Below are 20,228 nucleotides of genomic sequence, written 5' to 3'. Positions count from 1 at the left end.
CTAGCAGACGAGTTCAGCATGGATTTCTCGACCGACCCTCGGCCCGCCCCCGCCGACTGCGCGACCATGGCCGACGTTCGCGCCGGCGTGGACGCGCTCGACCGCCTGCTGGTCGCCGTCCTGGCCGAACGACAGCGCTACATGGACGCCGCCGCGCGCATAAAGGCCGACCGCGCAGCCGTGCGCGACAATGCCCGCGTCGAGGACGTGGTCGCCAAGGTCAAGGCCGCGGCCCGCGACGCCGGCCTCTCCGAGGAAATCGCCGAGCCGGTCTGGCGCACGCTCATCGAGCGCTGCATCGCCCACGAGTTCGGCGCCTGGGACGCGTTTCGCGAGCGAGCCTAGCTTATACTGAAGTGCTCACTTGACTGACCCTTCGCGCGAGCAAATAGTGAAGTCCAAACTTCACCAACTAGGCAGAGATCTCCCATGACTGAGTCCGCAGTGATCCACGACACCTTCGTGATCGAGCGCACCTATTCCGCCGCCGCCGAGCGGGTCTTCGCCTACCTGTCCGAGCCGGCGAAGGTGCGCCGCTGGTATGCCGAATCCGACAGCCACGAGGTCGAAAGTTTCGAGGTGGACTTCCGGGTGGGTGGCGCCGAGCGCAGCACCTTCCGCCTGGGGGACAAGACTCCCTTCCCCGGCCTGGTGATGGTCAACGAGGGCCGCTTCGAGGATATCGTTCCCAATAGCCGCATCGTCGCGACCACCAGCATGACCTTCGGCGCTCGCCGGATATCCACGTCGCTGATCTGCTTCGAACTGTTCGCCGACGGCGACGGGACCAAGGTGGTGCTCACCCACAAGGCCTGCTTCTACGAGGGCGCGGACGGACCGCAGATGCGCAAGGACGGCTGGATCGCCCTGCTGAATAGGCTCGGCCAGGTGATGGCGAACTGACCCCGATGCCCGCCGCCGATATCGACCGCATGTTCCAGGCGCTTGGCGATCCGACGCGCCGGGCGATCATCGCCAGCCTGACCTTGGGACCTAAGTCGGTCTCGCGCCTCGCCGATCCGCTGGGCGTCACCTTGACCGCGGTCGCACAGCACCTGCGGGTGCTGCAGGACACCGGCTTCGTGCGCACCGAAAAGCTCGGCCGCGTGCGGACCTGCAGCCTGCAGGCCACGGGCTTCCGCGCCGTCGAGCAGTGGGCGGCCGAGCATCGCGCGCTCTGGGAGCGCCGAATGGACGCCCTGGGCGACCTGCTGGCCGAGGAGGAGGACTAGTGTTGCGACGCTGTGAATTTGACGGGTTGGCTCGGCCCACGGATGGCTGGCCATCGCGACGCGACGGGCGGTCGCTCAAAGAGTCATAATCACTGCGTCGGAACGCTAGGTCCGCGCCTGGTAGGCGGCGATATCGGCCACAGCCGCGTTCAGCGCCGCACGGACCGCGGGCAGTTCGCCCTCGCCCTCCGCCTCGGCGCGCGCGCAGATGTCGCCCAGCCGGTTGGCCCCGACGCCACGCGCGGCGCCTTTGATGGTGTGCACGACGTCCCGCCAGCCCGGGTCGGCGGCGTCCAGCGACCCGGCCCAGCTCTCCGCCTGTCGCCGGAACAGGGCGAGCACCTCGGCGATCACCTGCCGGTCGCCGACCGCGAAGCCTTCCAGGTAGCCAAAATCCACTGCGCCGTCAGAGCCTTGCGCCGCCACTTAACCCCCCTGCCGTACATGCCTTGCCAAGACCGCGTTTTCGCGTATTTTCCGCGCCCTCGCCGCCGGGGCTCGATACTGCCTCAGTTTCAGATCCGGTGCGACGGCGGGTGCTTAGCTCAGTTGGTAGAGCAGCTGACTCTTAATCAGCGGGTCGTGGGTTCGAATCCCCCAGCACCCACCACTCAGTCCAGGCTCCAGCGGAGTCTGGTTCTGGGTTTCGCAGAACTCCCGAGTTGTCGCGACTTAGCCAACGATCGGCCCCAAAGCCGGGTCTCTGTTCGCGCCTGCTGGCCGAAGATTGCCGCCATTTGGGCGCCGGTTCTCTGGGGCTTCCCGAAAAGTGTGCCTTTCCCTGTTTCTCCGCCAAATCCTTGTTGGATCCCTACCTGGTGACCCAGTGCGACTATCCGCGCGATCGCGTCCTCCAGCGCCAGTACGTCGGCGGCCATATGGCCTACGCCCACGCGCCTTTGCACCGAGCCTTCACGAACGATACCCGCGCCTGGGTCGGCGGCGGACGGCAGGCATGAGATGAGCAACGCGAACAGCAGTAGTGCTGGCGGGCGCATCCCTGGCGCTACTGCGCGCGGTAAGATGGGGTAATTTCGCCAATGTCGTGCTCGGTCGTGCTCTTGGCTGAACGTGCCCGTCGGCGTATACGTGACCAACTAACTGGTCTGGAGAACGCAGTGACAGACGTGACCCTTGCAAGCGCCAAGGCCCACCTGAGCGAATTGGTTAGCCGCGTGGCGCAAGGCGACTCGGTGCGGATTACACGCCGAGGCAAGCCGATTGCTCAGCTATCGCAAGTTGCGCCGCCGCGAGCGCCTATCGATTTGGACGGGTTAAGGGCGTTGACCGACACCATGCCGGTACAAACAGAAACCGCGGCCGTGACGATTCGCAGCATGCGTGACGGCGAGCGCTATTGAATTTGTACCTCGACACCTCGCTGATCGTCGCGGCGCTCACGCGCGAGAACGAGACGGCCCGCATCCAAAGGTGGCTTGCTGAACAAGATCCCCAGGATCTCGCCATCAGTGATTGGGTTATCACGGAAGTATCGTCAGCTCTTTCAATCAAGCTGCGGACCGGACAAATCGAGGTGGGTCACCGATCCGCTGCGTTGGCCCAGTTCCAACGACTGGTCACCGAGAGTTTCACAATTCTGTCTGCCAACGGATTGCACTTTCGCTTAGCCGCCCGGTACGCAGACCGGCACGAGTTGGGCCTAAGGGCCGCCGATAGCCTTCATCTCGCCATTAGCGCCGACCACGGAGCCAAGCTCTGTACACTCGACCAAAAGCTCGCGAACGCTGGACCGGCTTTGGGGATCTTCGCTGAGCTGGTTTGATTAGGACCTTGGCCGGCAATTCCGCTGACTCCTAATCAGCGGGTCGTGGATTCGAATCCCCGAGCACCCGCGCTGCTCAGACCGCGGAACATTGCTCCGCCAATCAGGCGGCGACGTCGCCTCTCAAATCCCTGGTCGAAGCCAAGGCTCGGTTTTTGCGGCGCCCATCTTTGACGGTCGTGGCGGGACTGAAGGCTTCAACGACGCCCCCGATTGCCGCCCCGGGCTCACGGGGCTAACCTGACACTCGAAACCGGCATCCATCTTGAGAATGCCGGCTGGTATTCATGGAGCGTGCTGCCGGAGCGGTAGGCAGAATTCCTTTCTCGCGGAGGTCGTTCATGCCCGGCAAGGAAAGTCACATCCACGTAGCTGGCGGCGTGCTTGGCAAGCAGTGTCACATTTGCGCTTTTTTCAATGGCTTCGAAGAGCAGCACAGGGTGCTGCGCTCGTTCATCAAAGAGGGGTTCGAGCGGGGCGACAAAGCCTTTCATATCGTGGATCCCGAGCTGCGAGAGGATCATCTAAGGCGACTCGCCGAAGCTGGCATAGACGTGGAACAGGCTATGGCGACCGGACAGCTGGAGCTGCGGCGCTGGCAGGACGCTTACCTGCGCGACGATTGCTTCGATCAGGATGGTATGCTGGCCCTGCTCGACGAGATGCTCGGATCAGCGGCGGCGCCCGGCGCTCCCCGCATCAGATTTGTGTCGCGAGTGGAACCGTCCCTGGTGGAAAGGGCAGGCGAAGATAACTGGTTAGAATACGAGTCACGCGTCAACTACGCTGTATCCAAATACAACGATCCGGTAATCTGTACTTACGATCTGACGAACTTCAGCGCCAGCTTGGTGATGGACATGCTGCGGGTTCATCCCGTCGTGATCGTCGGCGGGGTGCTCCAGGAAAACCCGTTTTTTGTTGCCCCAGACCAGTTCCTCGTTGAATTGCGGGAGAGAAGGGCGGCTCGGAGCAGCGCGATCCAAGCCCACCATTAGTGATGGCTGACGAAAATCTCCGACTGCGGGCAGCGCTCCGGGATTTAGTCGCACTTTCGACCCTTCCGGCAGGGTGGATCGGGGTCGAGCCGCGCCCGATCGCCGCCGGGCTGGCCGACATCCTGACGGGGTCGTTGGATTTTGATTTTGCATTTGTGCGTTTGCTCAACCCCGCTGGAGGGGTGACGATCGATGTCACGAGTGGATGCGCCACCAGCGAATTTTTTGACTGGCTCCAGGCCCAACTTTCTACTCTCGATGAATCTTTGCGTGAGCAGCTCATTGTAGATGACATTGATGACAGACTGAAACCACTCCGCGGTATTATTATTCCTATTGGGTTCAAAGGGTATGCCGGTCTGGTAGCCGTCGGCTGTGAGCGTAGCGAATTCCCAACCGATACTGACAGGATGCTGCTCACAGTGGCTGCGAATCATGCGGCGACAGCCTTCCGCGGCGCGAACTTGGTTCACGAACGGCGCGAGGCGGAAGAAGAAGTTCGCAAAGCCCGCGATCAACTTGAGATGAAGGTGATCGAAAGAACGTCCGAATTACAGCGGACAATGAATGAGCTGACTCACTTGAATCGCGTGGCGACAGCAGGAGTCCTTTCAGCGTCTATCACTCATGAGATCAGCCAGCCACTAGCCGGAATTTTAATGGCAGCTAGTTCAGCCCAACGATGGCTCGCATTGAGAGAGCCAAACATAGAAGAGGCGCAAGGGTCGCTGGATCAAATCGAGAGGGCCGGTCACCGCGCAGGCGAAATCATTACAGCCCTACGAGGAATGTTCAAAAGGGATACGCAAGCTAGAGAAGCAATCGACTTAAACGAGTTGATCTTCACGGTTCTTGCCATTCTAAGGTATGAGCTGCAGTCTAATCATGTAGAGATACGTACAGAACTAGATGAATCAATCCCAAACGTCGATGTAGACCGAGTTCAATTGCAGCAAGTCGTCTTGAACTTGGTTATGAACGCAATTGAGGCGATGAAATCTGTATCCAATAGAATATTGATCATAAAATCCGCCGCTAGAAAACCAAATATTGTCTACGTCTCCGTTGAGGATACTGGCACGGGTGTCGATCCATTCAACTGCGATGATATTTTCAAGCCCATGTTCACCACCAAAGAGCGTGGTATGGGAATTGGCCTTTCCATCTGCCAATCCATTATCGAAAGCCATGACGGTCGTATTTGGGCGACGCGGGGAACCGACAAAGGCTCGATTTTCCAATTTGAGTTGTCGACGAACGTGGGCCAAGGCGATCAAGTTCGCCAGCATCGAGCCTGAATAGCGGCGCGCATCGCCGCCACGTCGACAGACTGAAAAGGCTCATGGAGGCCAGGACAACTGCCCATTTGGCCCTGAACGACGCGGGGAAGCGGTCGTGTTGGTCGGCCTGGAAACTGGCCGGTCGGCGCAAGCTGGAGCCTAGTTGGCGTTAGCCTGACATCACCACCATTTTCCCTCCATGTTTTCAATGTGGTCCCGAAGAAGGTGATCCCTTCGGGGACGGCGGTTTACAGCGCCGTTTACCGCTCTGTGCTCGCGACGTTCTTTTCGAGCTTCGCCATGCCATGTTCGGCAAGGTGCTTAGCCGCCATGGCTGAATGGCCGGAGGTCATGGGCTATAGCCGCGCGTGGATTGGGCGAATTGCGCCTGACCGGAACCGGGCGCCTCGCGATTTTTGTGTCCGCGCGATATCCGAATAGTTCCGTGTGTCCGCGTGCCTTCGGAAGGGCGCTGCTAGACACCGACCTAAGTTTGTCCCTGCCCAACCAGCAGCGTAAGCGGCGTCCCGAGACCACGGCGCTAGCCGATGCCGTCGCCAGGTGTAGGATTTAGGCGGAGGCCCGCCATGGATCCCAAGCCGCCCGTGGACACCGATCGCATCGATGACGCCGCTCTGGCGCTGCTCCTGCTGGGGGTTTGGCAGAAGGATCCGTTCAGCAGAGCCCTGCGGACCTGGAAGTCCTTCGACTGGGGCGTGATGAACCGGCTGCACGAGAAGGGCCTGATCGACGATCCGGTCAGCAAGGCCAAGTCGGTGTGGCTCACAGAAGATGGCGTGAAGCGCGCCGAGGCCGTGTTCGATGAGCTCTTTAGGCGGGCGTAGAAGCGACCCGCGCATAGGCCCAGAGCATCAGCTGATCGATCCGGCTCTGCGGATGGCCCTGGACGATCCGCGTGATGACGTCGGTGAGGTACCTCCCAGGCAAGAACTACGTGATCCCCCACATTGTGGACTACAAGCCCGAGTACCTGGCCGAGACGCTTTGGAAGCCAATCGCAGACGCTCGCCGCGCCAAGCTCCCTGAGACCTTCACGTCCTTGTTGAAGACACCGTAAAAGGCCGGTTCGGGTGGTGGAAAGCGGACCTGGGTGCAGACGGCTTTCGATGGCCGGCGCAATCAGTGGCGCCATTCGAGCTCCGACTTCAGATCTTTCGCTTGAGCCGTCGGGCCCCGACTGGCCGCGAGGAGGTCGCGAAGCTGATCGACATAGGCGGCGAACTCCGCCCCGAGGGGAACGACCCTGGCCAAGGCCGCGGCGAAGAATGAGACCACAGGTGCTTGCATTTTTCTTGCTCCCCTCAACGGCCGGCGGCGGCCTTGGCGACAGCTTCGTCATGGCGGGCGCCGGCAAGGATGTTGGGTAGGGAGTGGTTCCCTTCGTGGCAGGCGTGCTCGTACATCGGCTTGTCGGTCCGGAACCACGAGAACTCGCCCAGCCACGGACCGGCGTAGGTCTTCGGGGCGATCACGGTGAATTGGTAGAGCAGCTCGCGGTCAGAGATCGGGGTCAGGCGCTCGATCACCGTCGCCTCGCCGGGTACGATCAGCGTCGGCGCGAGCCGCATGCGGTCGCCATCCGGCATGCCGACGGTCTCGATGACCATGGTCTTGCCTTCCCAATGGCCGATGGAGTCGCCGAGCCGTGACCAAAGGGCTTTCGGCGCGTGCTTGTCGGTCAAGGGCACAACGCGAAGATCGTCGCCGTACTCGACGTGGATAACGACGGCATCGTGCGTCCGGACAATCTGGATCTGGTTGTCGAGGCTGAACTGCTCGAACGGAGGCTGACCCTGTCCCACCAGGCAGCGCTCGGCGTTTGGCCGGTTTTCCGGGTTGTCGAAGACCTCCGGCGGCGGGGGACCAGCGAGCTCCTTTCGCGCGGCGGCGGTGTAGGGAAGCTTGCCGTCGGCCGGCTGCACGACCACGCGCGTCCGCCGCTGGCCACGGACGATGGGCAGTCCATCCGACTGCAGCACCATCAGCGGAAGTTCCGGGTCCAGCTGGGCGGCGAAGTCGTCCGACAACGCCTTTCCCGCCTGCGCGGCCACGACCTTGGCCTCCTGTTCGGAGACGATCAGCGCGGAGGCCCCCGGCGGCGCCTCCATCGACATGGTGAAGTTGATGCGCCAGTCGCCGTCGAGCGTGAGCTTGCGGCCGGCGGGCGCTGACGGCGACTGGGACTGGCCTATCGCCGCCCCCCCGAAAGCGCCCAGACCGACAATGGCCAAGGCGAGCGACCCTGCGACCCTTGCGATACGCATGGAATTCTCCGGCTCGCGCCGCCCCCGTGCGCGCCGCTTGACGTACCTATTCTCCTGGAATGGCCGCCTTGGCAAATCATGTTCGGTGAGCGGCTGCACGTGGTTGGAAAGTGCTCAAGAAGGTCAGCTTTGGGTGGTGGGCTCAACCGGTGAACGCGGTCATGGGCTTGCCGCCAGGAGCCGGACTTTCGGCGATCTGCCCGAAACCAGACTCCCCCAATGGCGGTCTAGAGAGCCGCTCACCGCCTTGTGCTCGCGGTGTTCTTTTCGAGCTTCGCCATGCCATGTTCAGCAGCCGCGGGAGGCTTGTAGCGGCACGACTGCGCGCACCAATCGTCCCTTGTCGCGCTCTCGGCTGAACGCGCCCGTAAGGGCCGGCGACAGCCTTCATCTCGCTATTAGCGCCGACAACGGAGCTAACCTCTGCACACTCGATCAAAAGCTCGCCCTGGCCGGACCGGTCTTGGGTATTTCTGCAGAGCTCGTTCGATTGGCCTTCGGCTCGCAATTCCGCTGACACTTGATCGGCGGGTCGTGGGCTCGAATCCCCTAGCACCCACCTTTTTCTTACGCAGATTCAGCGACTTCCCCTTCGCGACCGCGCCGCGGCCTCGCGCGGCGATTGCGTCGGCGCCCGCAAGCAGACAAGCTTGCAGAAAGACTGGGAGGATGGGGCGATGAGTATGGGCGTGACGACGCGGCGGCTGGCCCTGGGCGCTTTGGCGGTCTTGAGCCTCGGCGGCGCGGCGCGGGCGGCGGATGCGCCTGCCGCCTTGAAAATCCGCGTCCTGTCCTCGCGGCCGGAGATGGTCAGCGGCGGTGATGCGCTGGTCGAGGTCCGGGGCGCGGCCAAGGGCGTGACCCTGACGCTGAACGGCAAAGACGTCAGCGGCGAGCTGCGGCTCGATCCGGCCAGCCACAGTCTGCGCGGCCTGGTGGGCGGCCTCAATGACGGGATGAACACCCTGTCAGCCCATGCGGGCGTGGCCAAGGCGACGCTGATTGTCACGGACTATCCGCTCGCCGGACCGATCGTGTCGGGCCCGCACATCAGCCCTTACGAGTGCCGCACCGAGGAATCCGGGCTGGGCAAGCCGCTGGACAAGGACTGTTCGGCGGCCGAGCGGACCGACTATTTCTACCGCTCGACGGACGGGAAATTCAAACCGCTGGCCAGCCCGGCGGACCGCCCCGCGGACCTGGCGACCACCACCACCATCGACGGCGCGAGCGTGCCTTACGTGGTCCGCGTGGAGTCCGGCACGGTCAACCGCAGCATCTACCGCATCGCCATGCTGGCCGACCCCAAGGGCTGGAACCACCGCCTGGCGGTGAGCTTCGGCGGCGGGGCAGGCGCCAAGTACAATCAGGGCGTCAACGACGCCCAGGCCGCGCTCAGCGACCTCTACCTGTCACGCGGCTTCGCGCATGCGGTCGACACCGAGCTGGTCAACAACCTGCACGGCAACGCCGTCCTGCAGGGCGAAACGCTGATGATGCTGAAAGAACACTTCATCAAGGTCCACGGGGTTCCCAGGTGGACCGTCGGCAATGGCGGCTCCGGCGGCGCGATCCAGCAACTGACCATCACCCAGATGTATCCGGGCCTGCTGGATGGCCTGCAGCCATCGCTGTCGTTCCCGGATTCGACCCTGCACACCGCCGACTGCGGCGTCCTGCAGAAATTCTGGAAGTCCGACGCCGGCAAGGGCTGGAGCCAGGAGAAGAAGACCGCGGTCGAGGGCTTCACGCCCGGCACCTGCCGCGCCTGGGAAGCCTCCTTCGTGCCGGTCTCCAACTCCGCCAACAAGCCGGGCTGCGACCTGAAGGACCAGAGCCTGGTCTGGGACAAGCAGACCAATCCCAAGGGCGCCCGCTGCGCGCTCGCCGACATGCGGGTCAACATCTACGGGCGCGATCCAAAGACCGGCTACGCGCGCAAGACCGAGGACAATGTCGGCCTGCAATACGGCCTGAAGGGGCTGAACGCCGGCAAGATCAGCGTCGATGAGTTCCTGGACCTCAACGAGAAGATCGGCGGCTACGACGACGACGGCGCCTTTTCCGATGCGCGCAGCCACGGCGACCCGGTCGCGCTGAGGGCGGCCTATGCGTCCGGCTTGCTGAACGGCGGCGGCGGCGGCCTCGCGACCGTGCCGATCCTGCACTACCGCACCTACAACGACCCGCTGGGCGACATCCACAGCCGCGAGCGCGACATGTCGATCCGCGCGCGCCTGGTGAAGGCCAACGGCGACGGCGACAACGAGGTCTTCTGGGTGGGCCCCGGCGCTCAGCCCGGGGGTCCGCGCAACGACCCGGCGGTCGCCAGGTCTTTCGCCCTGATGTCCGGCCAGGCGCTCGACGCTATGACCGTGTGGCTGGACAGACTGGCCGCCGACCCCGCGCCGCTGAGCCACGCCAAGGTGGTCAGGGACAAGCCCGCCGAGGCCAAGGACGCCTATTTCAGCGCCGACGGGGCCAAGCACGCGGAAAAGGCCACATGGAACGGCCCCGGTGGCTACAACGCGACCTATCCGAACCACTCCGAGCCGCGGATCGAGGCCGGAGCGCCGATCGCCAACGACATACTCAAATGCAGCCTGAAGCCGGTGAAGGCGACCGACTACAAGGTCAGGTTCACGCCCGCCCAGATGGCGCGGTTGAAAGTGATCTTCCCGACCGGCGTCTGCGACTTCTCCAAGCCCGGCGTGGGTCAGGTCCCGCTCAAGGGCGCCTATCAGCGCTACTGAGACACTCCGGTCTCAGCCGGCGGTGAGGCTCACGTGCGTCGCGCCCAGCGACGCGAGCGTCGCCGCGCGTTGGGGCGACGAGACGCGATAGACCAGGACGGACTTGGCCACCTTCTTCGCCGCGGCGATGGTTGTCGTGGCCCAGCCCATGAACTCGGCGTCGCCCAGCCCCTGCGGGCATTCGAAGGAAAGCGCCTGCAGGCCCGCGCCCTTCATCCGCTCCATCGAAGCCGCGGTCGAGCCCGTCATCCGGCCCACCACCAAGAGCGAGAACGGCCGGACCAGGGAGGCCGCGGCCAAAAGGGCGCCGGGCGGAACGCCCTCGACGTCGAGGATTTCGCAGACGACGCCCAGCCGGACCAGGCCGCCAGCTTCCTTAAGCGGCTCAACGAGTTCGGCCCTGCCCTTCTGGCTCGATAGGCTGGTGAAGGAGAGCGGCACGATCAGGCTGAGCTGTCGCTCGCCGCCGGCTTCGGCGCGGAGGCGGTCAATTCCGCGGGTGATGGTGGCCAGGTCCGCCCGCATGATGTCGCTGGCCGACAGGCAGGCGACCTGCTGAGCCGAAAGCTCCTCGGCCGTTGAGATCACGATGACCCGGCGGATCATCCTGAAGCCGATGCGGGTGAAGCCCTTGAGTTCGTAGACCGGCTCCAGCGTCGCCGAAACCCGCAACTGGCGTCCGTCCACCGCCACGAAGGGCGTCCAACGGTTCACCAGCTTGGTGGTGATGTCGGAGTCCTCGTGGAAGGCGCCGAGGCGGTGCGCGCCTTCGTCCACAGTGGCCGCGGCAAGCATGGCTTCCGCCGCCGTGGCGTCCACCTGCTCGGCCTGCAACCGGCCGTGGCTGATCTTGGTCACCTGCAGTACGCCGACGCCGGCGTCTTTGTCGTGACCCAGGAAGTGGCCGAGAATCTCGCGCAGGTATCGCAGGCAGGCGGCCTGGCCGGCCAGGCGGCTGAGGTCCGGGTGGACGATGAAATAATCCATGTCCGAGACGCGGATGGAGACGCCGCGCTCGCCCAGGCTTCGCTCGAGGACGCGGTTCGCGAAGTCGAAGACCTGGTCTTTGCGGCCCTGCCAGCGATCGCCGAAGCGCTTCTGCACGGCTTCCAGGGAGATGATGTTGACCTTGCCGGACGCCAGCAACTGCGGGTCGCAGAAGCGTTCGATCTGGGTCTCGGCGTCTGATGAGACGAGCCGCAGGGCGCCGGAAAGCTGAGCCTGAGCCAGGGCGTCCAGTTGCGCGCCCTGAGACTCCGGCCGCGCGCCGGCGGGCTCGGCTTTACGGCTCGCGACTGCAGCGCTTTCGCTCACCACCATCTCTCCTGGCGCAACCTTCCCGGGTGGGAAAGTCGCAGGTCGGGGTTAAGCGAAGGCGTACAGGCGGCGAGAAATGCGGCCGGAACGTCGAAAAGCTCAGGACCTGAACAGCAAGAAGCCCCGCCGGGCGAACCAGCGAGGCCTCTGCGACTCAAATGAGCGTGGCGGGCGTGGCGCCTGCCGGCAGGCTATCGGCTACTTCAGATGGCCGGCGAGGTGCTTGTTCATCTCGAACATGCTGACCTTGTCCTTGCCGCCGAACACCGGCTTCAGCTTGGCGTCGGCCAGGATGTCGCGCTTGTTTGTCGGGTCCTGAAGGTTGTTCTTCTTGATGTATTCCCAGATCTTCGAAACCACTTCGCCGCGGGACAATTGCCCCGGACCGACCACGGCGGCCAATTCAGGCGACGGCGTGAGCGGCTTTTGAAGGGCGTTGGTTTTCTTGGCGTCAGCCATTTGTTGGGCTCCCCCAGCTAGATTTTAGGCGTCTGCGGCCACACGTCGAATGTGCGTGAACTGAGTCGCTTGGCGGTATCCTAGGAGCGCAATGCGCCTCGCGTCACCTAGGAAACGCTCGGCATTCGCCTCTGGCGTGCAAAACCACGATTTAAGCGCCGTTTGGTAACGCCCCCGTGACCTTCGCCGAGCGGGCTGGGCGGGCGGATTGGCGATTCAGCATCGCCGCTGGACGACCGCCGACAGCCGACGTAGCGCGCCGACGCACGCCGCCGTAGAACGAGATTCTCAGATGGGGATCCACGGCATGTCGATTGTTCTCGATCCTATCGATCGGCGGATACTGCGGGAACTGCAGGCCGACGCCACCGTGCCGATCGCCGAACTGGCGGAGCGGGCGGGCCTTTCGCAAACGCCCTGCTGGAAGCGGGTGAAACGGTTGACCGACGCCGGCGTGATCGAGCGTCGCGTGGCGATCCTCGACCGCGAGCAATTGGACCTGGGCCTGGTGGTTTTCGTATCGATCCGCACCAGCCGCCACGACGAGGAATGGCTGAACGCCTTCGCCAAGGGCGCAGCGAGCCTGCCTGAAGTGGTGGAGTTCTACCGGATGTCCGGCGAGACCGACTATCTGCTGAAGGTCGTGGTGCGCGACATCTCCGCCTACGACGCCTTCTACAAGCGCCTGATCGCCGCGGCGCCTCTGCAGGATGTCTCCTCGTCGTTCGCCATGGAGCAGATCAAGTTCACGACGGCGCTTCCGATCTGAACGGGCGGTTGACTTACGCAGCGCCCAGGACGCCAACTTCCCCCCAAACAAGAAGATTTTCGGGAGGATGCGGTGAGTTCTTGGACCTTCGCGGACGTGTGGGAGGCGATCGCCGCCGCCCAGCCTGAGCGGCCCGCCACCATCCAGGGCGATCGGGTGCTGACCTGGGCGCAGTTCGACGCCCGCGCCGACGCGTTCGCCGCCCATCTCATCGCCAGGGGACTGGGCCACCAGGCCAAGGTGGCGGCCTTCCTGTACAACGGACCGGAGTACATCGAGGCCTATTACGCGGCGTTCAAGGGCGGCTTCGCGCCGGTGAACACCAACTACCGCTACGGACCGGAAGAGCTGTTCTACCTGTTCGACAACGCCGACGCCGAGGCTGTGGTCTTCCACGCCGGCTTCACCCAGGTCCTGGAAGCCATTCGGGGCCGCCTGAGCCGCGTGAAGGCCTGGATCGCGGTGGCGGAGCCCGGCCATCCGGTTCCGGACTGGGCCGAGGACTACGACGCCATCGTGGCCCAGGTTCCCGCCGTCCGGCCGGTGAAGGCGCCCTGGGGGCGGTCCGGCGACGACCTGCTGCTGCTCTACACCGGCGGCACCACGGGCATGCCGAAGGGTGTGATGTGGGCCCAGGACGACCTCTTCAACGTCATCGGCGCCGGCGGCAACGCACTGCTGGGGATTCCGCCCGCCACCTCGACAGAGGAGCTGATCGCCCGCATCCTGTCGCCCGAGCACCAGCGGCCAGTGACCCTGATCGCCTGTCCGCTGATGCACGGCACCGGCCAGTTCTCGAACCTCATCTGCTTCAACGCCGGCGGCGTGGCCGCCTACCTGCCCTCGCGCAAATTCAACGCCATGGAGCTTTGGGACGAGACGGACCGCCTGCCGGCCAGCAACATCGTGATCGTGGGCCTCGCCTTTTCGACGCCCATGCTTGAGGCGTTGGAGGCCCATCCGGGCCGCTGGGACCTCTCCAGCGTCCGCGCCATGAGCTCGTCTGGCTCCATGTGGTGCCAGGAGAACAAGCAGGGCCTGCTGAGCCACGCCCGAAACGCCATGATCTTCGACAGCTTCGGCTCGTCGGAGGCGGTGGGCCTGGGCGTCTCGGCGTCCGCGCCGGGCGCCGAGGCGAAAACCGCAGCCTTCACGCCCGGGCCTAGCTGCGTGATCTTCACTGAAGACGGCCGGCGCGTGCAGCCCGGCTCGGGCGAACGCGGCATGGTGGCGGTGAGCGGCCTCCTGCCGCGCGGCTACTACAAGGACGAGGAGAAGACCGCCAAGACCTTCAAGGTCATCGAGGGCGTGCGCTGGAGCGTGCCGGGCGACTGGGCGGAGGTGAACGCCGACGGCTCGCTTAAGCTCCTGGGCCGCGGCTCGGTCTGCATCAACACCGGCGGCGAGAAGGTCTTCCCCGAAGAGGTCGAGGAGGCGCTGAAGACCCATGTCAATGTGCGCGATGCGGTGGTGGTGGGCCTGCCGGACGCCCGCTTCGGGGAACGGATCTGCGCGGTGGTCGAGATCGATGGCGACACCCAGCCGACGCTGGCGGAGCTCAGTGAGCACGTGCGCCGCTCGCTGGCCGGTTACAAGGCGCCACGCGACCTGGTGCTGGTCGACACCATCGGCCGGGCTCCCAACGGTAAGGTCGACTACAAGGCGATCAAGGACCGCGCCGTGGCGACCCTGGGCGTGACCGCCTAGACCACCTTCAGGCTGCGGACAAACTCCACGAGGGCGGCGCGCGAGGCGCCGCGCGGCAGGAACGAATAGGCGCGCAGCAACTCCAGCGCGCCGGGTTCGGCGAGCAGGGCCGCCACCTCATCGATCGCGCCGCTGGCCGGGGTGACATCGCCGAACATTTCCGAGACGGGCGCCTGCAGGGTCGCAGCGATCCGCGAGAGCATCGAGGCGCTCACCCGGTTGGCGCCGCGCTCGTACTTCTGGATCTGCTGGAAGGTGACGCCGGCAGCCTCGGCCAGCGCCTGCTGGGAGAGACCTCGGACCTTTCGCAGCAGCCGGATTCTCGCGCCAACTGCGATGTCGATAGGGTCGGCGAGCGCATCGGGCTTGCGGGCCATGGTGTCTCCGGAAATCTGGCTGAACTAACGCGCGCGCCGGGCTGCGTCGTCGGCAGGCGGCGCCCATTCCGGCTGGGGAATGCCCTGGTCGGTGATCACATAGCACGCTTCGGCGATGGTGATTCCCACGGCCCGGCGAAGTTGTCCCATCCCGGGGTTTTCACGTTCGAGCGCCATCAGCTCCTCCTCGTAAGAGGTCAGGACTTCCATCAAGCCTTGAGCGAGCTCCTTCGCTCGCTCAGCAGTCATCTGGCCCATAGTTTCCCCCAAGCGCCGGGACCGAACCTTGAGCATTGCGGAGGCGAAAGCAAGGCGCCGTTCCGCAAAAATCGTCCGTAGGCTGGCGGCCCTTCGATGCAGCCTTATCGCCGATCAGTTACAGCCTGTAACATTCATCCTGATTGCGGGACCTGCTAGGCCGGCGCGGACGATTTGCGCCGGTTGGCGGGATCGCGCCGCCCGGCGCCGTAGGCGGGGCTGCGCTCCCACCGCAGGGCGTCGGCGACGATCTCGTCCAGCGAGGAGTGGCGCGGCGTCCACCCCAGGAGCTCGCGCCCTCGCCGCGGATCGGCCACCAGGCTCGGCGGATCGCCGGCGCGGCGAGGACCGACGCCGTGCGGTACGGCGGCGCCCACCGCGCGGCCGACGGCCTCGACCACCTGCGACACCGAACGGCCCTCGCCGCTGCCGACGTTCACCGCCTCGAAGGCGCCGGCCGGCAGTTCGACGGTGAGCGCGGCCAGATGGGCGGCGGCCAGATCGGTCACGTGGACGTAGTCGCGCAGGCAGGTTCCGTCCGGGGTGTCGAAATCCTGGCCGAAGATGGTGAGCGGTTTGCCGTCGCCCAGCGCCGCGGCGATGGCCAGCGGGATCAGATGCGTCTCCGGCTCATGCGCCTCGCCGATCAGGCCGGAAGGGTCGGCGCCGGCGGCGTTGAAATAGCGGAGCGCCACGGCGGTCAGGCCATAGGCGCGGCATTGGGCGGAGATCATCCGCTCGGCGGCGAGCTTGGTGTCGCCGTAGGGGCTGGCCGGCGCCTTGTCGGCGGTCTCGACGATGGCCTCCAGGGGCCCACGGCCGCCCTGGCCGTAGACGGCGGCGCTGGACGAGAACACCAGCCGCCCGACACCCTGCTCGCGCATCGCGGTCAAGAGATTGATCGTGCCGCCGACGTTGACCTCCCAGAAGAGGTCCGGCTTTGCGGTCGAGCGGCCGACCTCGATCAGGCCGGCGAAGTGGATCACCGCGCTCACCCGGTGGGTCGCCAGAGCCTCGGTCAGGGCTCCGCGGTCGCGCAGGTCGCCCTCGATCAGCGGCCCCCAGCGCACCGACCCGCGCGAGCCGGAACTTAGATCGTCGAACACCACCGGCAGAAAGCCCTGTTCGTGCAAGGCCTTGGCGGTGTGGGCGCCGATATAGCCGGCGCCGCCCGTGACCAGCACGGCGGGGGGTGAAGCAGTCGACATGGCCGCCATACTGGCCGGACGCCGCCTCAAATTCCAGTTAAGGCCGCCTGGCCGCTCAGCCTTCGAACAGCGGCAGCGCCAAACCCTTCACGCCGGTCTCGATCGCGAACAGGCCGCCGGCCAACGGCTGTGAGGCCCGCGCGCCCATGGACAGCTCGTCCCACGCGCTGGTGACGAAGAGCGTGGTCATGTCCTCGCCGCCGAAGGCGCAGCTGGAGGGCTGCTGGACGGGCATCGGTACGATCGTGTCGATCGCCCCGTCCGGCGCGTAGCGCACGATCCTCCAGCCGCCCCACTGGGCGTTCCAGAGATAGCCCTTGGCGTCGACGGCCGAGCCGTCGGGGCTGGCCGGCGCGCCGGCGGTGTGGGCGAAGTTCCGCAGGTTCGAAAGGTTCGCCATCTCATGGGCGAAGATGGTCTGCAGCTTGGAGTCGGCGACGTAGAGGGTCTTGCCGTCCGGGCTGACCGAGATCGTGTTGGGGATGTGGATGCCAGTCAGCATCCGCTCGGTCTCCAGGTCCGGCCGCGTGCGGTAGACGGCGCCGGTCCTTTCGCCGTGGTTGTCGTCCATGGTCGACCACCAGAAGTTCCCATCCAGGTCGATCTTGCCGTCGTTGGTGCGGAAGCCCGGCGGGAGTTCGTAGGCGCGCACGATCTCCATCGCGCCCTGGTCGGGATCGCAGATCACCAGGCCCTTGTCGGTGGCCATCAGCAAGCCGCCCTGGCGGCGCGGAGCGGCGGCGCTGGCGCGGAATGGCAGATCGAAGGCGCCGCGCTCATCGGTCTTGGGCTCGTACCAGGCGAGCCGCTTACCCTTGATATCGAACCAGTAGAGCCGGCCCTCGAGCGCCGACCAGACGGGCCCCTCGCCCAGCCGGTCGTCGGACTTCACTACGCAACGCACGTCCATCCGGCGCCTCCGCTCAAACGAGCTCAGGCTTCTGCCAGCCCAAGACGCGGGGGTCTAGCGCGGCAGCTTGGAGGCGCCCATCAGGGCTTCGTCGACGGCGCGGGCGCATTGGCGGCCCTCGCGGATCGCCCAGACCACCAGGGACTGGCCACGGCGCATGTCGCCGCAGGTGAAGATGTTGCGCACGCTGGTCTGGTAGTTGGCGACGTTGGCCGCCACATTGCCGCGCGGATCGAGCTCGACGCCGGCGTTCTCCACCAGCCCCACGACTCGCGGCCCGGTGAAGCCCATGGCCAGCAGCACGAGGTCGGCTTTGATCGTGAACTCCGAGCCCGAGACCTCAGCCATGCGCATCCGGCCGTCTTCGCCCGTCACCCACTCCAGACGCACACATTCCAGATCGGTGATCCTGCCCTCCTGGCCGATAGCGCGCTTGGTGGCGACGGCGAAGTCGCGCTCGCAGCCCTCTTCCTGGGACGACGAGACGCGCAGCTTCAGCGGCCAGTCCGGCCAGGTCATCAGCTTGTTCTCGCGCTCCGGCGGCTGCGGCATGATCTCCAGCTGGGTGATCGAGGCCGCGCCATGGCGGTTGGAGGTGCCGATGCAGTCGCTGCCGGTGTCGCCGCCGCCGATGACCACCACGTGCTTGCCCTTGGCGGAGATCGTGCCCGTCGGCGCCGCGATGGCCTCCGAGTCGCCGGCGTTGCGCTTGTTCTGCTGGGTCAGGAATTCCATCGCGTAGTGGACGCCGTCCAGCTCGCGGCCCGGGACCTCCAGGTCGCGTCCGGCTTCCGCGCCGCCGGCCATCACCAGCATGTCGTAGTCGTCCAGCAGGCGCTGCACCGAGACCGTCACGCCAACCTCGAAACCGGTGCGGAAGATCACGCCCTCGGCCTCCATCTGGCGCACGCGGCGGTCGATGAGGTGCTTCTCCATCTTGAAGTCGGGGATGCCGTAGCGGAGCAGGCCGCCAATCCGGTCGGACTTCTCGAAGACGGTGGGCGCGTGGCCGGCGCGGGCCAGCTGTTGGGCGCAGGCCAGGCCCGCGGGGCCGGAGCCCACCACGGCGACACGCTTGCCCGTGCCGCGCGGCGACATCTGCGGCGTGATCCAGCCCTCTTCCCATCCGCGGTCGACGATCTGGCATTCGATCGTCTTGATGGTCACCGGGGTGTCCGGGATGTTGAGCGTGCAGGAGGCCTCGCAGGGCGCGGGGCAGACGCGGCCGGTGAACTCCGGGAAGTTGTTGGTCGACTGCAGGTTCTCCAGCGCCGCCTTCCACTGGTCGCGGTAGACCAGGTTGTTGAAGTCGGGGATCTGGTTGTTGACCGGGCAGCCCTGGTGGCAGAACGGAATCCCGCAATCCATGCAGCGCGACGCCTGCCGCGAGACCTCGGTCAGCGCCAGCGGCTGGACGAATTCCTTCCAGGTTTTCAGGCGCTCGCCGACCTTGTCATAGGTGCGGTCGTTGCGCTCGATCTCGAGGAAGCCGGTGGGCTTGCCCATCGGGATGATCTCCGGAACTTGAAAGATTATTCCGCGGCGACGGCGGGGGCCGTCGCGCGTTCGGCGGCAAGGTCAACCAGGGCCTTGCGGTAGTCTGTGGGCATCACCTTGACGAAGGACGGCAGCGCCTGGTCCCAGTTGGCCAGGATCTCGGCGGCGCGCGCGCTCTTGGTGTGCAGGTGGTGGCGCTCGATCAGGATGCGCAGGCGTTCAGCGTCGAAGGCCAGCATGTCGCCCATGCCGTTGTCCTCGACGGAGACCGAGCGTTGGCTGGGACGACCGTTGTCGCCGCCGCCGATCGTCGCGGTCACCGGCTCCAGCTCGACCATCGCCTTGTTGCAAAGCACCTCGAAGCGGGCCGCCGGATCGTAGACATAGGCCACGCCGCCGCTCATCCCCGCGGCGAAGTTGCGGCCGGTGTCGCCCAGCACGACGACCACGCCGCCGGTCATGTATTCGCAGCCGTGGTCGCCCAGGCCCTCGACCACCGCCACGGCGCCGGAGTTGCGCACGGCGAACCGCTCGCCGGCCACGCCCTCGAAATAGGCCTCGCCGGCGATGGCGCCGTAGAGGACCGTGTTGCCGACGATGATGTTGCAGGTGGGGTCGCGCCGCGCCTCGGGCGGCTGGCGCACGATCACGCGCCCGCCCGACAGGCCCTTGCCGACATAGTCGTTGGCGTCGCCGATCAGCTCCAGGGAGACGCCGCGGGCGGCGAAGGCGCCGAAGCTCTGGCCGGCGGCGCCGCGGAAGGTCAGCGAGATGGTGTCGTCCGGCAGGCCGGCGTGGCCGTAGCGGCGGGCCACTTCGCCGGAGAGCATGGCGCCCACGGTGCGGTTGACGTTGCGCACAGCGAACTCGCCGCGCATGGGCTTGCCGGTCTCCAGCGCGTCCTTGGCGTCGGCGATCAGCACATTGTCCAGCGCCTTGCCAAGGCCGTGGTCCTGGCGATCCTGGTTCCAGAGGCCCTTCGCGGCCTCCGCGGGCGCGGCGTAGAGGATGCGCGACAGGTCGACGCCCGCCGCCTTCCAATGCTCGACGGCCGGCGCCAGGTCGATGCGGTCGACGCGGCCGATCATCTCGTTGACCGTCGCAAAGCCCATCTCGGCCATGATCGCCCGCAGCTCTTCGGCCACGAAGAAGAAGTAGTTGATCACATGCTCAGGCTGGCCAGTGAAGCGCGCCCGCAGCACCGGATCCTGGGTCGCCACGCCTACCGGACAGGTGTTGAGATGGCACTTCCTCATCATGATGCAGCCGGCCGCGATCAGCGGCGCGGTGGCGAAACCGAACTCATCGGCGCCCAAGAGCGCCCCGATCGCCACGTCGCGGCCGGTGCGCAGGCCCCCATCGACCTGCACCGCGATGCGGGTGCGCAGGCCGTTG

23 protein-coding genes, 1 tRNA gene and 1 pseudogene are annotated in these 20,228 nt (G+C 65.6%); 13 read left to right on the top strand and 12 right to left on the bottom strand.

The window, feature by feature from the left end; all coding sequences use genetic code 11:
- Positions 1 to 18 precede the first annotated feature (18 nt).
- The 3 genes from E8A12_RS10590 to E8A12_RS10580 all read left to right on the top strand — a co-directional run bounded on the left by E8A12_RS10590 (position 19) and on the right by E8A12_RS10580 (position 1,232).
- On the top strand, positions 19 to 345 hold the full coding sequence (locus E8A12_RS10590) for a chorismate mutase (protein ID WP_293368421.1): 327 nt from the start codon (positions 19 to 21) through the stop codon (positions 343 to 345).
- An 84-nt stretch (positions 346 to 429) separates the two neighbouring features.
- Positions 430 to 903, top strand: coding sequence for an SRPBCC domain-containing protein (locus tag E8A12_RS10585; protein WP_293368419.1), 474 nt, complete (start codon positions 430 to 432; stop codon positions 901 to 903).
- A gap of 5 nt (positions 904 to 908) precedes the next feature.
- Positions 909 to 1,232, top strand: a complete 324-nt coding sequence (locus tag E8A12_RS10580; protein ID WP_293368417.1) for a metalloregulator ArsR/SmtB family transcription factor — start codon at positions 909 to 911, stop codon at positions 1,230 to 1,232.
- Between the two features lie 105 nt (positions 1,233 to 1,337).
- Here the strand turns inward: E8A12_RS10580 and E8A12_RS10575 are convergent, their stop codons facing one another.
- Positions 1,338 to 1,658, bottom strand: a complete 321-nt coding sequence (locus E8A12_RS10575; RefSeq protein WP_293368415.1) for an Hpt domain-containing protein — start codon at positions 1,656 to 1,658, stop codon at positions 1,338 to 1,340.
- 108 nt (positions 1,659 to 1,766) lie between these two features.
- On the opposite strand from E8A12_RS10575, the gene E8A12_RS10570 reads away from it, so the two are divergent.
- The 7 genes from E8A12_RS10570 to E8A12_RS10540 all read left to right on the top strand — a co-directional run bounded on the left by E8A12_RS10570 (position 1,767) and on the right by E8A12_RS10540 (position 6,138).
- Positions 1,767 to 1,842 (top strand) — tRNA-Lys (locus E8A12_RS10570).
- 193 nt (positions 1,843 to 2,035) lie between these two features.
- Complete coding sequence (locus E8A12_RS10565) at positions 2,036 to 2,191, top strand: hypothetical protein (protein ID WP_293368413.1); 156 nt, start codon at positions 2,036 to 2,038, stop codon at positions 2,189 to 2,191.
- Positions 2,192 to 2,350: 159 nt separating this feature from the next.
- Positions 2,351 to 2,593, top strand: a complete 243-nt coding sequence (locus tag E8A12_RS10560) for a type II toxin-antitoxin system prevent-host-death family antitoxin (protein ID WP_293368411.1) — start codon at positions 2,351 to 2,353, stop codon at positions 2,591 to 2,593.
- Positions 2,590 to 3,015 carry a type II toxin-antitoxin system VapC family toxin gene (locus E8A12_RS10555; RefSeq protein WP_293368409.1) on the top strand — a complete coding sequence of 142 codons (426 nt, stop codon included), beginning with the start codon at positions 2,590 to 2,592 and terminating at the stop codon, positions 3,013 to 3,015. Before E8A12_RS10560 ends, E8A12_RS10555 begins: the two co-directional genes overlap by 4 nt.
- A 341-nt stretch (positions 3,016 to 3,356) precedes the next feature.
- The gene (locus tag E8A12_RS10550; protein WP_293368407.1) at positions 3,357 to 4,013 is read left to right on the top strand and encodes an MEDS domain-containing protein; all 657 of its coding nucleotides are present in this window, start codon (positions 3,357 to 3,359) and stop codon (positions 4,011 to 4,013) included.
- 2 nt (positions 4,014 to 4,015) lie between these two features.
- Positions 4,016 to 5,311: an ATP-binding protein gene (locus E8A12_RS10545; RefSeq protein WP_293368405.1), complete on the top strand. Its 1,296-nt coding sequence runs from the start codon at positions 4,016 to 4,018 to the stop codon at positions 5,309 to 5,311.
- A gap of 569 nt (positions 5,312 to 5,880) precedes the next feature.
- Positions 5,881 to 6,138, top strand: coding sequence for a DUF6429 family protein (locus E8A12_RS10540; protein WP_293368403.1), 258 nt, complete (start codon positions 5,881 to 5,883; stop codon positions 6,136 to 6,138).
- Here E8A12_RS10540 and E8A12_RS10535 read toward each other — a convergent pair.
- The 3 genes and pseudogenes from E8A12_RS10535 to E8A12_RS10525 all read right to left on the bottom strand — a co-directional run.
- Positions 6,125 to 6,229 (bottom strand): annotated as a pseudogene (locus E8A12_RS10535) (transposase domain-containing protein); the annotation flags it as partial. The gene E8A12_RS10540 and the pseudogene E8A12_RS10535 overlap by 14 nt on opposite strands.
- Positions 6,230 to 6,433: 204 nt before the next feature.
- Complete coding sequence (locus tag E8A12_RS10530) at positions 6,434 to 6,601, bottom strand: hypothetical protein (protein ID WP_293368401.1); 168 nt, start codon at positions 6,599 to 6,601, stop codon at positions 6,434 to 6,436.
- A 14-nt stretch (positions 6,602 to 6,615) separates the two neighbouring features.
- Entirely contained in the window at positions 6,616 to 7,578 is a 963-nt protein-coding gene (locus tag E8A12_RS10525) for a hypothetical protein (protein ID WP_293368399.1), read from the bottom strand.
- Positions 7,579 to 8,255: 677 nt separating this feature from the next.
- Between E8A12_RS10525 and E8A12_RS10520 the strand changes: the two genes are divergently transcribed.
- A complete protein-coding gene (locus tag E8A12_RS10520; RefSeq protein ID WP_293368397.1) occupies positions 8,256 to 10,331 on the top strand; it encodes a DUF6351 family protein in 2,076 nt (691 codons plus the stop codon).
- Positions 10,332 to 10,343: 12 nt separating this feature from the next.
- Here the strand turns inward: E8A12_RS10520 and E8A12_RS10515 are convergent, their stop codons facing one another.
- Positions 10,344 to 11,645, bottom strand: coding sequence for a hypothetical protein (locus E8A12_RS10515; protein ID WP_293368395.1), 1,302 nt, complete (start codon positions 11,643 to 11,645; stop codon positions 10,344 to 10,346).
- Between the two features lie 201 nt (positions 11,646 to 11,846).
- Positions 11,847 to 12,107 carry an SWIB/MDM2 domain-containing protein gene (locus E8A12_RS10510; protein ID WP_293368393.1) on the bottom strand — a complete coding sequence of 87 codons (261 nt, stop codon included), beginning with the start codon at positions 12,105 to 12,107 and terminating at the stop codon, positions 11,847 to 11,849.
- A gap of 307 nt (positions 12,108 to 12,414) precedes the next feature.
- Between E8A12_RS10510 and E8A12_RS10505 the strand changes: the two genes are divergently transcribed.
- Both E8A12_RS10505 and E8A12_RS10500 read left to right on the top strand, forming a co-directional pair.
- Positions 12,415 to 12,876, top strand: a complete 462-nt coding sequence (locus E8A12_RS10505) for an Lrp/AsnC family transcriptional regulator (protein WP_293368391.1) — start codon at positions 12,415 to 12,417, stop codon at positions 12,874 to 12,876.
- Between the two features lie 72 nt (positions 12,877 to 12,948).
- A complete protein-coding gene (locus tag E8A12_RS10500; RefSeq protein ID WP_293368389.1) occupies positions 12,949 to 14,583 on the top strand; it encodes an AMP-binding protein in 1,635 nt (544 codons plus the stop codon).
- Here E8A12_RS10500 and E8A12_RS10495 read toward each other — a convergent pair.
- From E8A12_RS10495 to E8A12_RS10470, 6 genes are all read right to left on the bottom strand, one after another.
- A complete protein-coding gene (locus E8A12_RS10495; protein WP_293368387.1) occupies positions 14,580 to 14,960 on the bottom strand; it encodes a helix-turn-helix transcriptional regulator in 381 nt (126 codons plus the stop codon). The genes E8A12_RS10500 and E8A12_RS10495 overlap by 4 nt on opposite strands.
- Positions 14,961 to 14,984: 24 nt before the next feature.
- Positions 14,985 to 15,218 (bottom strand): hypothetical protein, encoded by a 234-nt coding sequence (locus E8A12_RS10490; RefSeq protein WP_293368386.1) that lies wholly within the window; start codon positions 15,216 to 15,218, stop codon positions 14,985 to 14,987.
- Positions 15,219 to 15,373: 155 nt separating this feature from the next.
- Complete coding sequence (gene galE, locus E8A12_RS10485) at positions 15,374 to 16,426, bottom strand: UDP-glucose 4-epimerase GalE (RefSeq protein ID WP_293368384.1); 1,053 nt, start codon at positions 16,424 to 16,426, stop codon at positions 15,374 to 15,376.
- A 55-nt stretch (positions 16,427 to 16,481) separates the two neighbouring features.
- Positions 16,482 to 17,336, bottom strand: a complete 855-nt coding sequence (locus tag E8A12_RS10480) for an SMP-30/gluconolactonase/LRE family protein (RefSeq protein WP_293368382.1) — start codon at positions 17,334 to 17,336, stop codon at positions 16,482 to 16,484.
- 54 nt (positions 17,337 to 17,390) lie between these two features.
- Positions 17,391 to 18,842 carry a glutamate synthase subunit beta gene (locus E8A12_RS10475; RefSeq protein WP_293368380.1) on the bottom strand — a complete coding sequence of 484 codons (1,452 nt, stop codon included), beginning with the start codon at positions 18,840 to 18,842 and terminating at the stop codon, positions 17,391 to 17,393.
- Between the two features lie 26 nt (positions 18,843 to 18,868).
- Positions 18,869 to 20,228: glutamate synthase-related protein (locus tag E8A12_RS10470; RefSeq protein ID WP_293368378.1), on the bottom strand; the 1,360-nt coding region annotated here is incomplete at its 5' end.

The sequence above is a fragment of the Phenylobacterium sp. genome (assembly GCF_004799395.1).
Taxonomy (GTDB): Bacteria; Pseudomonadota; Alphaproteobacteria; order Caulobacterales; family Caulobacteraceae; genus Phenylobacterium.
The sequence above is the reverse complement of the archived record's forward strand: the minus strand, read 5'-3'. Positions and strand labels throughout refer to the sequence as shown.

What these genes read in the sequence shown, in the direction of transcription:
- E8A12_RS10505 (WP_293368391.1), top strand. Translation starts at nt 12,415, where the DNA reads ATGTCGATTGTTCTCGATCCTATCGATCGGCGGATACTGCGGGAACTG.
- E8A12_RS10495 (WP_293368387.1), bottom strand. Translation starts at nt 14,960, where the DNA reads ATGGCCCGCAAGCCCGATGCGCTCGCCGACCCTATCGACATCGCAGTT.
- E8A12_RS10520 (WP_293368397.1), top strand. Translation starts at nt 8,256, where the DNA reads ATGAGTATGGGCGTGACGACGCGGCGGCTGGCCCTGGGCGCTTTGGCG.
- E8A12_RS10590 (WP_293368421.1), top strand. Translation starts at nt 19, where the DNA reads ATGGATTTCTCGACCGACCCTCGGCCCGCCCCCGCCGACTGCGCGACC.
- E8A12_RS10540 (WP_293368403.1), top strand. Translation starts at nt 5,881, where the DNA reads ATGGATCCCAAGCCGCCCGTGGACACCGATCGCATCGATGACGCCGCT.
- E8A12_RS10545 (WP_293368405.1), top strand. Translation starts at nt 4,016, where the DNA reads ATGGCTGACGAAAATCTCCGACTGCGGGCAGCGCTCCGGGATTTAGTC.
- E8A12_RS10525 (WP_293368399.1), bottom strand. Translation starts at nt 7,578, where the DNA reads ATGCGTATCGCAAGGGTCGCAGGGTCGCTCGCCTTGGCCATTGTCGGT.
- E8A12_RS10550 (WP_293368407.1), top strand. Translation starts at nt 3,357, where the DNA reads ATGCCCGGCAAGGAAAGTCACATCCACGTAGCTGGCGGCGTGCTTGGC.
- E8A12_RS10510 (WP_293368393.1), bottom strand. Translation starts at nt 12,107, where the DNA reads ATGGCTGACGCCAAGAAAACCAACGCCCTTCAAAAGCCGCTCACGCCG.
- E8A12_RS10475 (WP_293368380.1), bottom strand. Translation starts at nt 18,842, where the DNA reads ATGGGCAAGCCCACCGGCTTCCTCGAGATCGAGCGCAACGACCGCACC.
- E8A12_RS10480 (WP_293368382.1), bottom strand. Translation starts at nt 17,336, where the DNA reads ATGGACGTGCGTTGCGTAGTGAAGTCCGACGACCGGCTGGGCGAGGGG.
- E8A12_RS10490 (WP_293368386.1), bottom strand. Translation starts at nt 15,218, where the DNA reads ATGGGCCAGATGACTGCTGAGCGAGCGAAGGAGCTCGCTCAAGGCTTG.
- E8A12_RS10530 (WP_293368401.1), bottom strand. Translation starts at nt 6,601, where the DNA reads ATGCAAGCACCTGTGGTCTCATTCTTCGCCGCGGCCTTGGCCAGGGTC.
- E8A12_RS10585 (WP_293368419.1), top strand. Translation starts at nt 430, where the DNA reads ATGACTGAGTCCGCAGTGATCCACGACACCTTCGTGATCGAGCGCACC.
- galE (WP_293368384.1), bottom strand. Translation starts at nt 16,426, where the DNA reads ATGTCGACTGCTTCACCCCCCGCCGTGCTGGTCACGGGCGGCGCCGGC.
- E8A12_RS10580 (WP_293368417.1), top strand. Translation starts at nt 909, where the DNA reads ATGCCCGCCGCCGATATCGACCGCATGTTCCAGGCGCTTGGCGATCCG.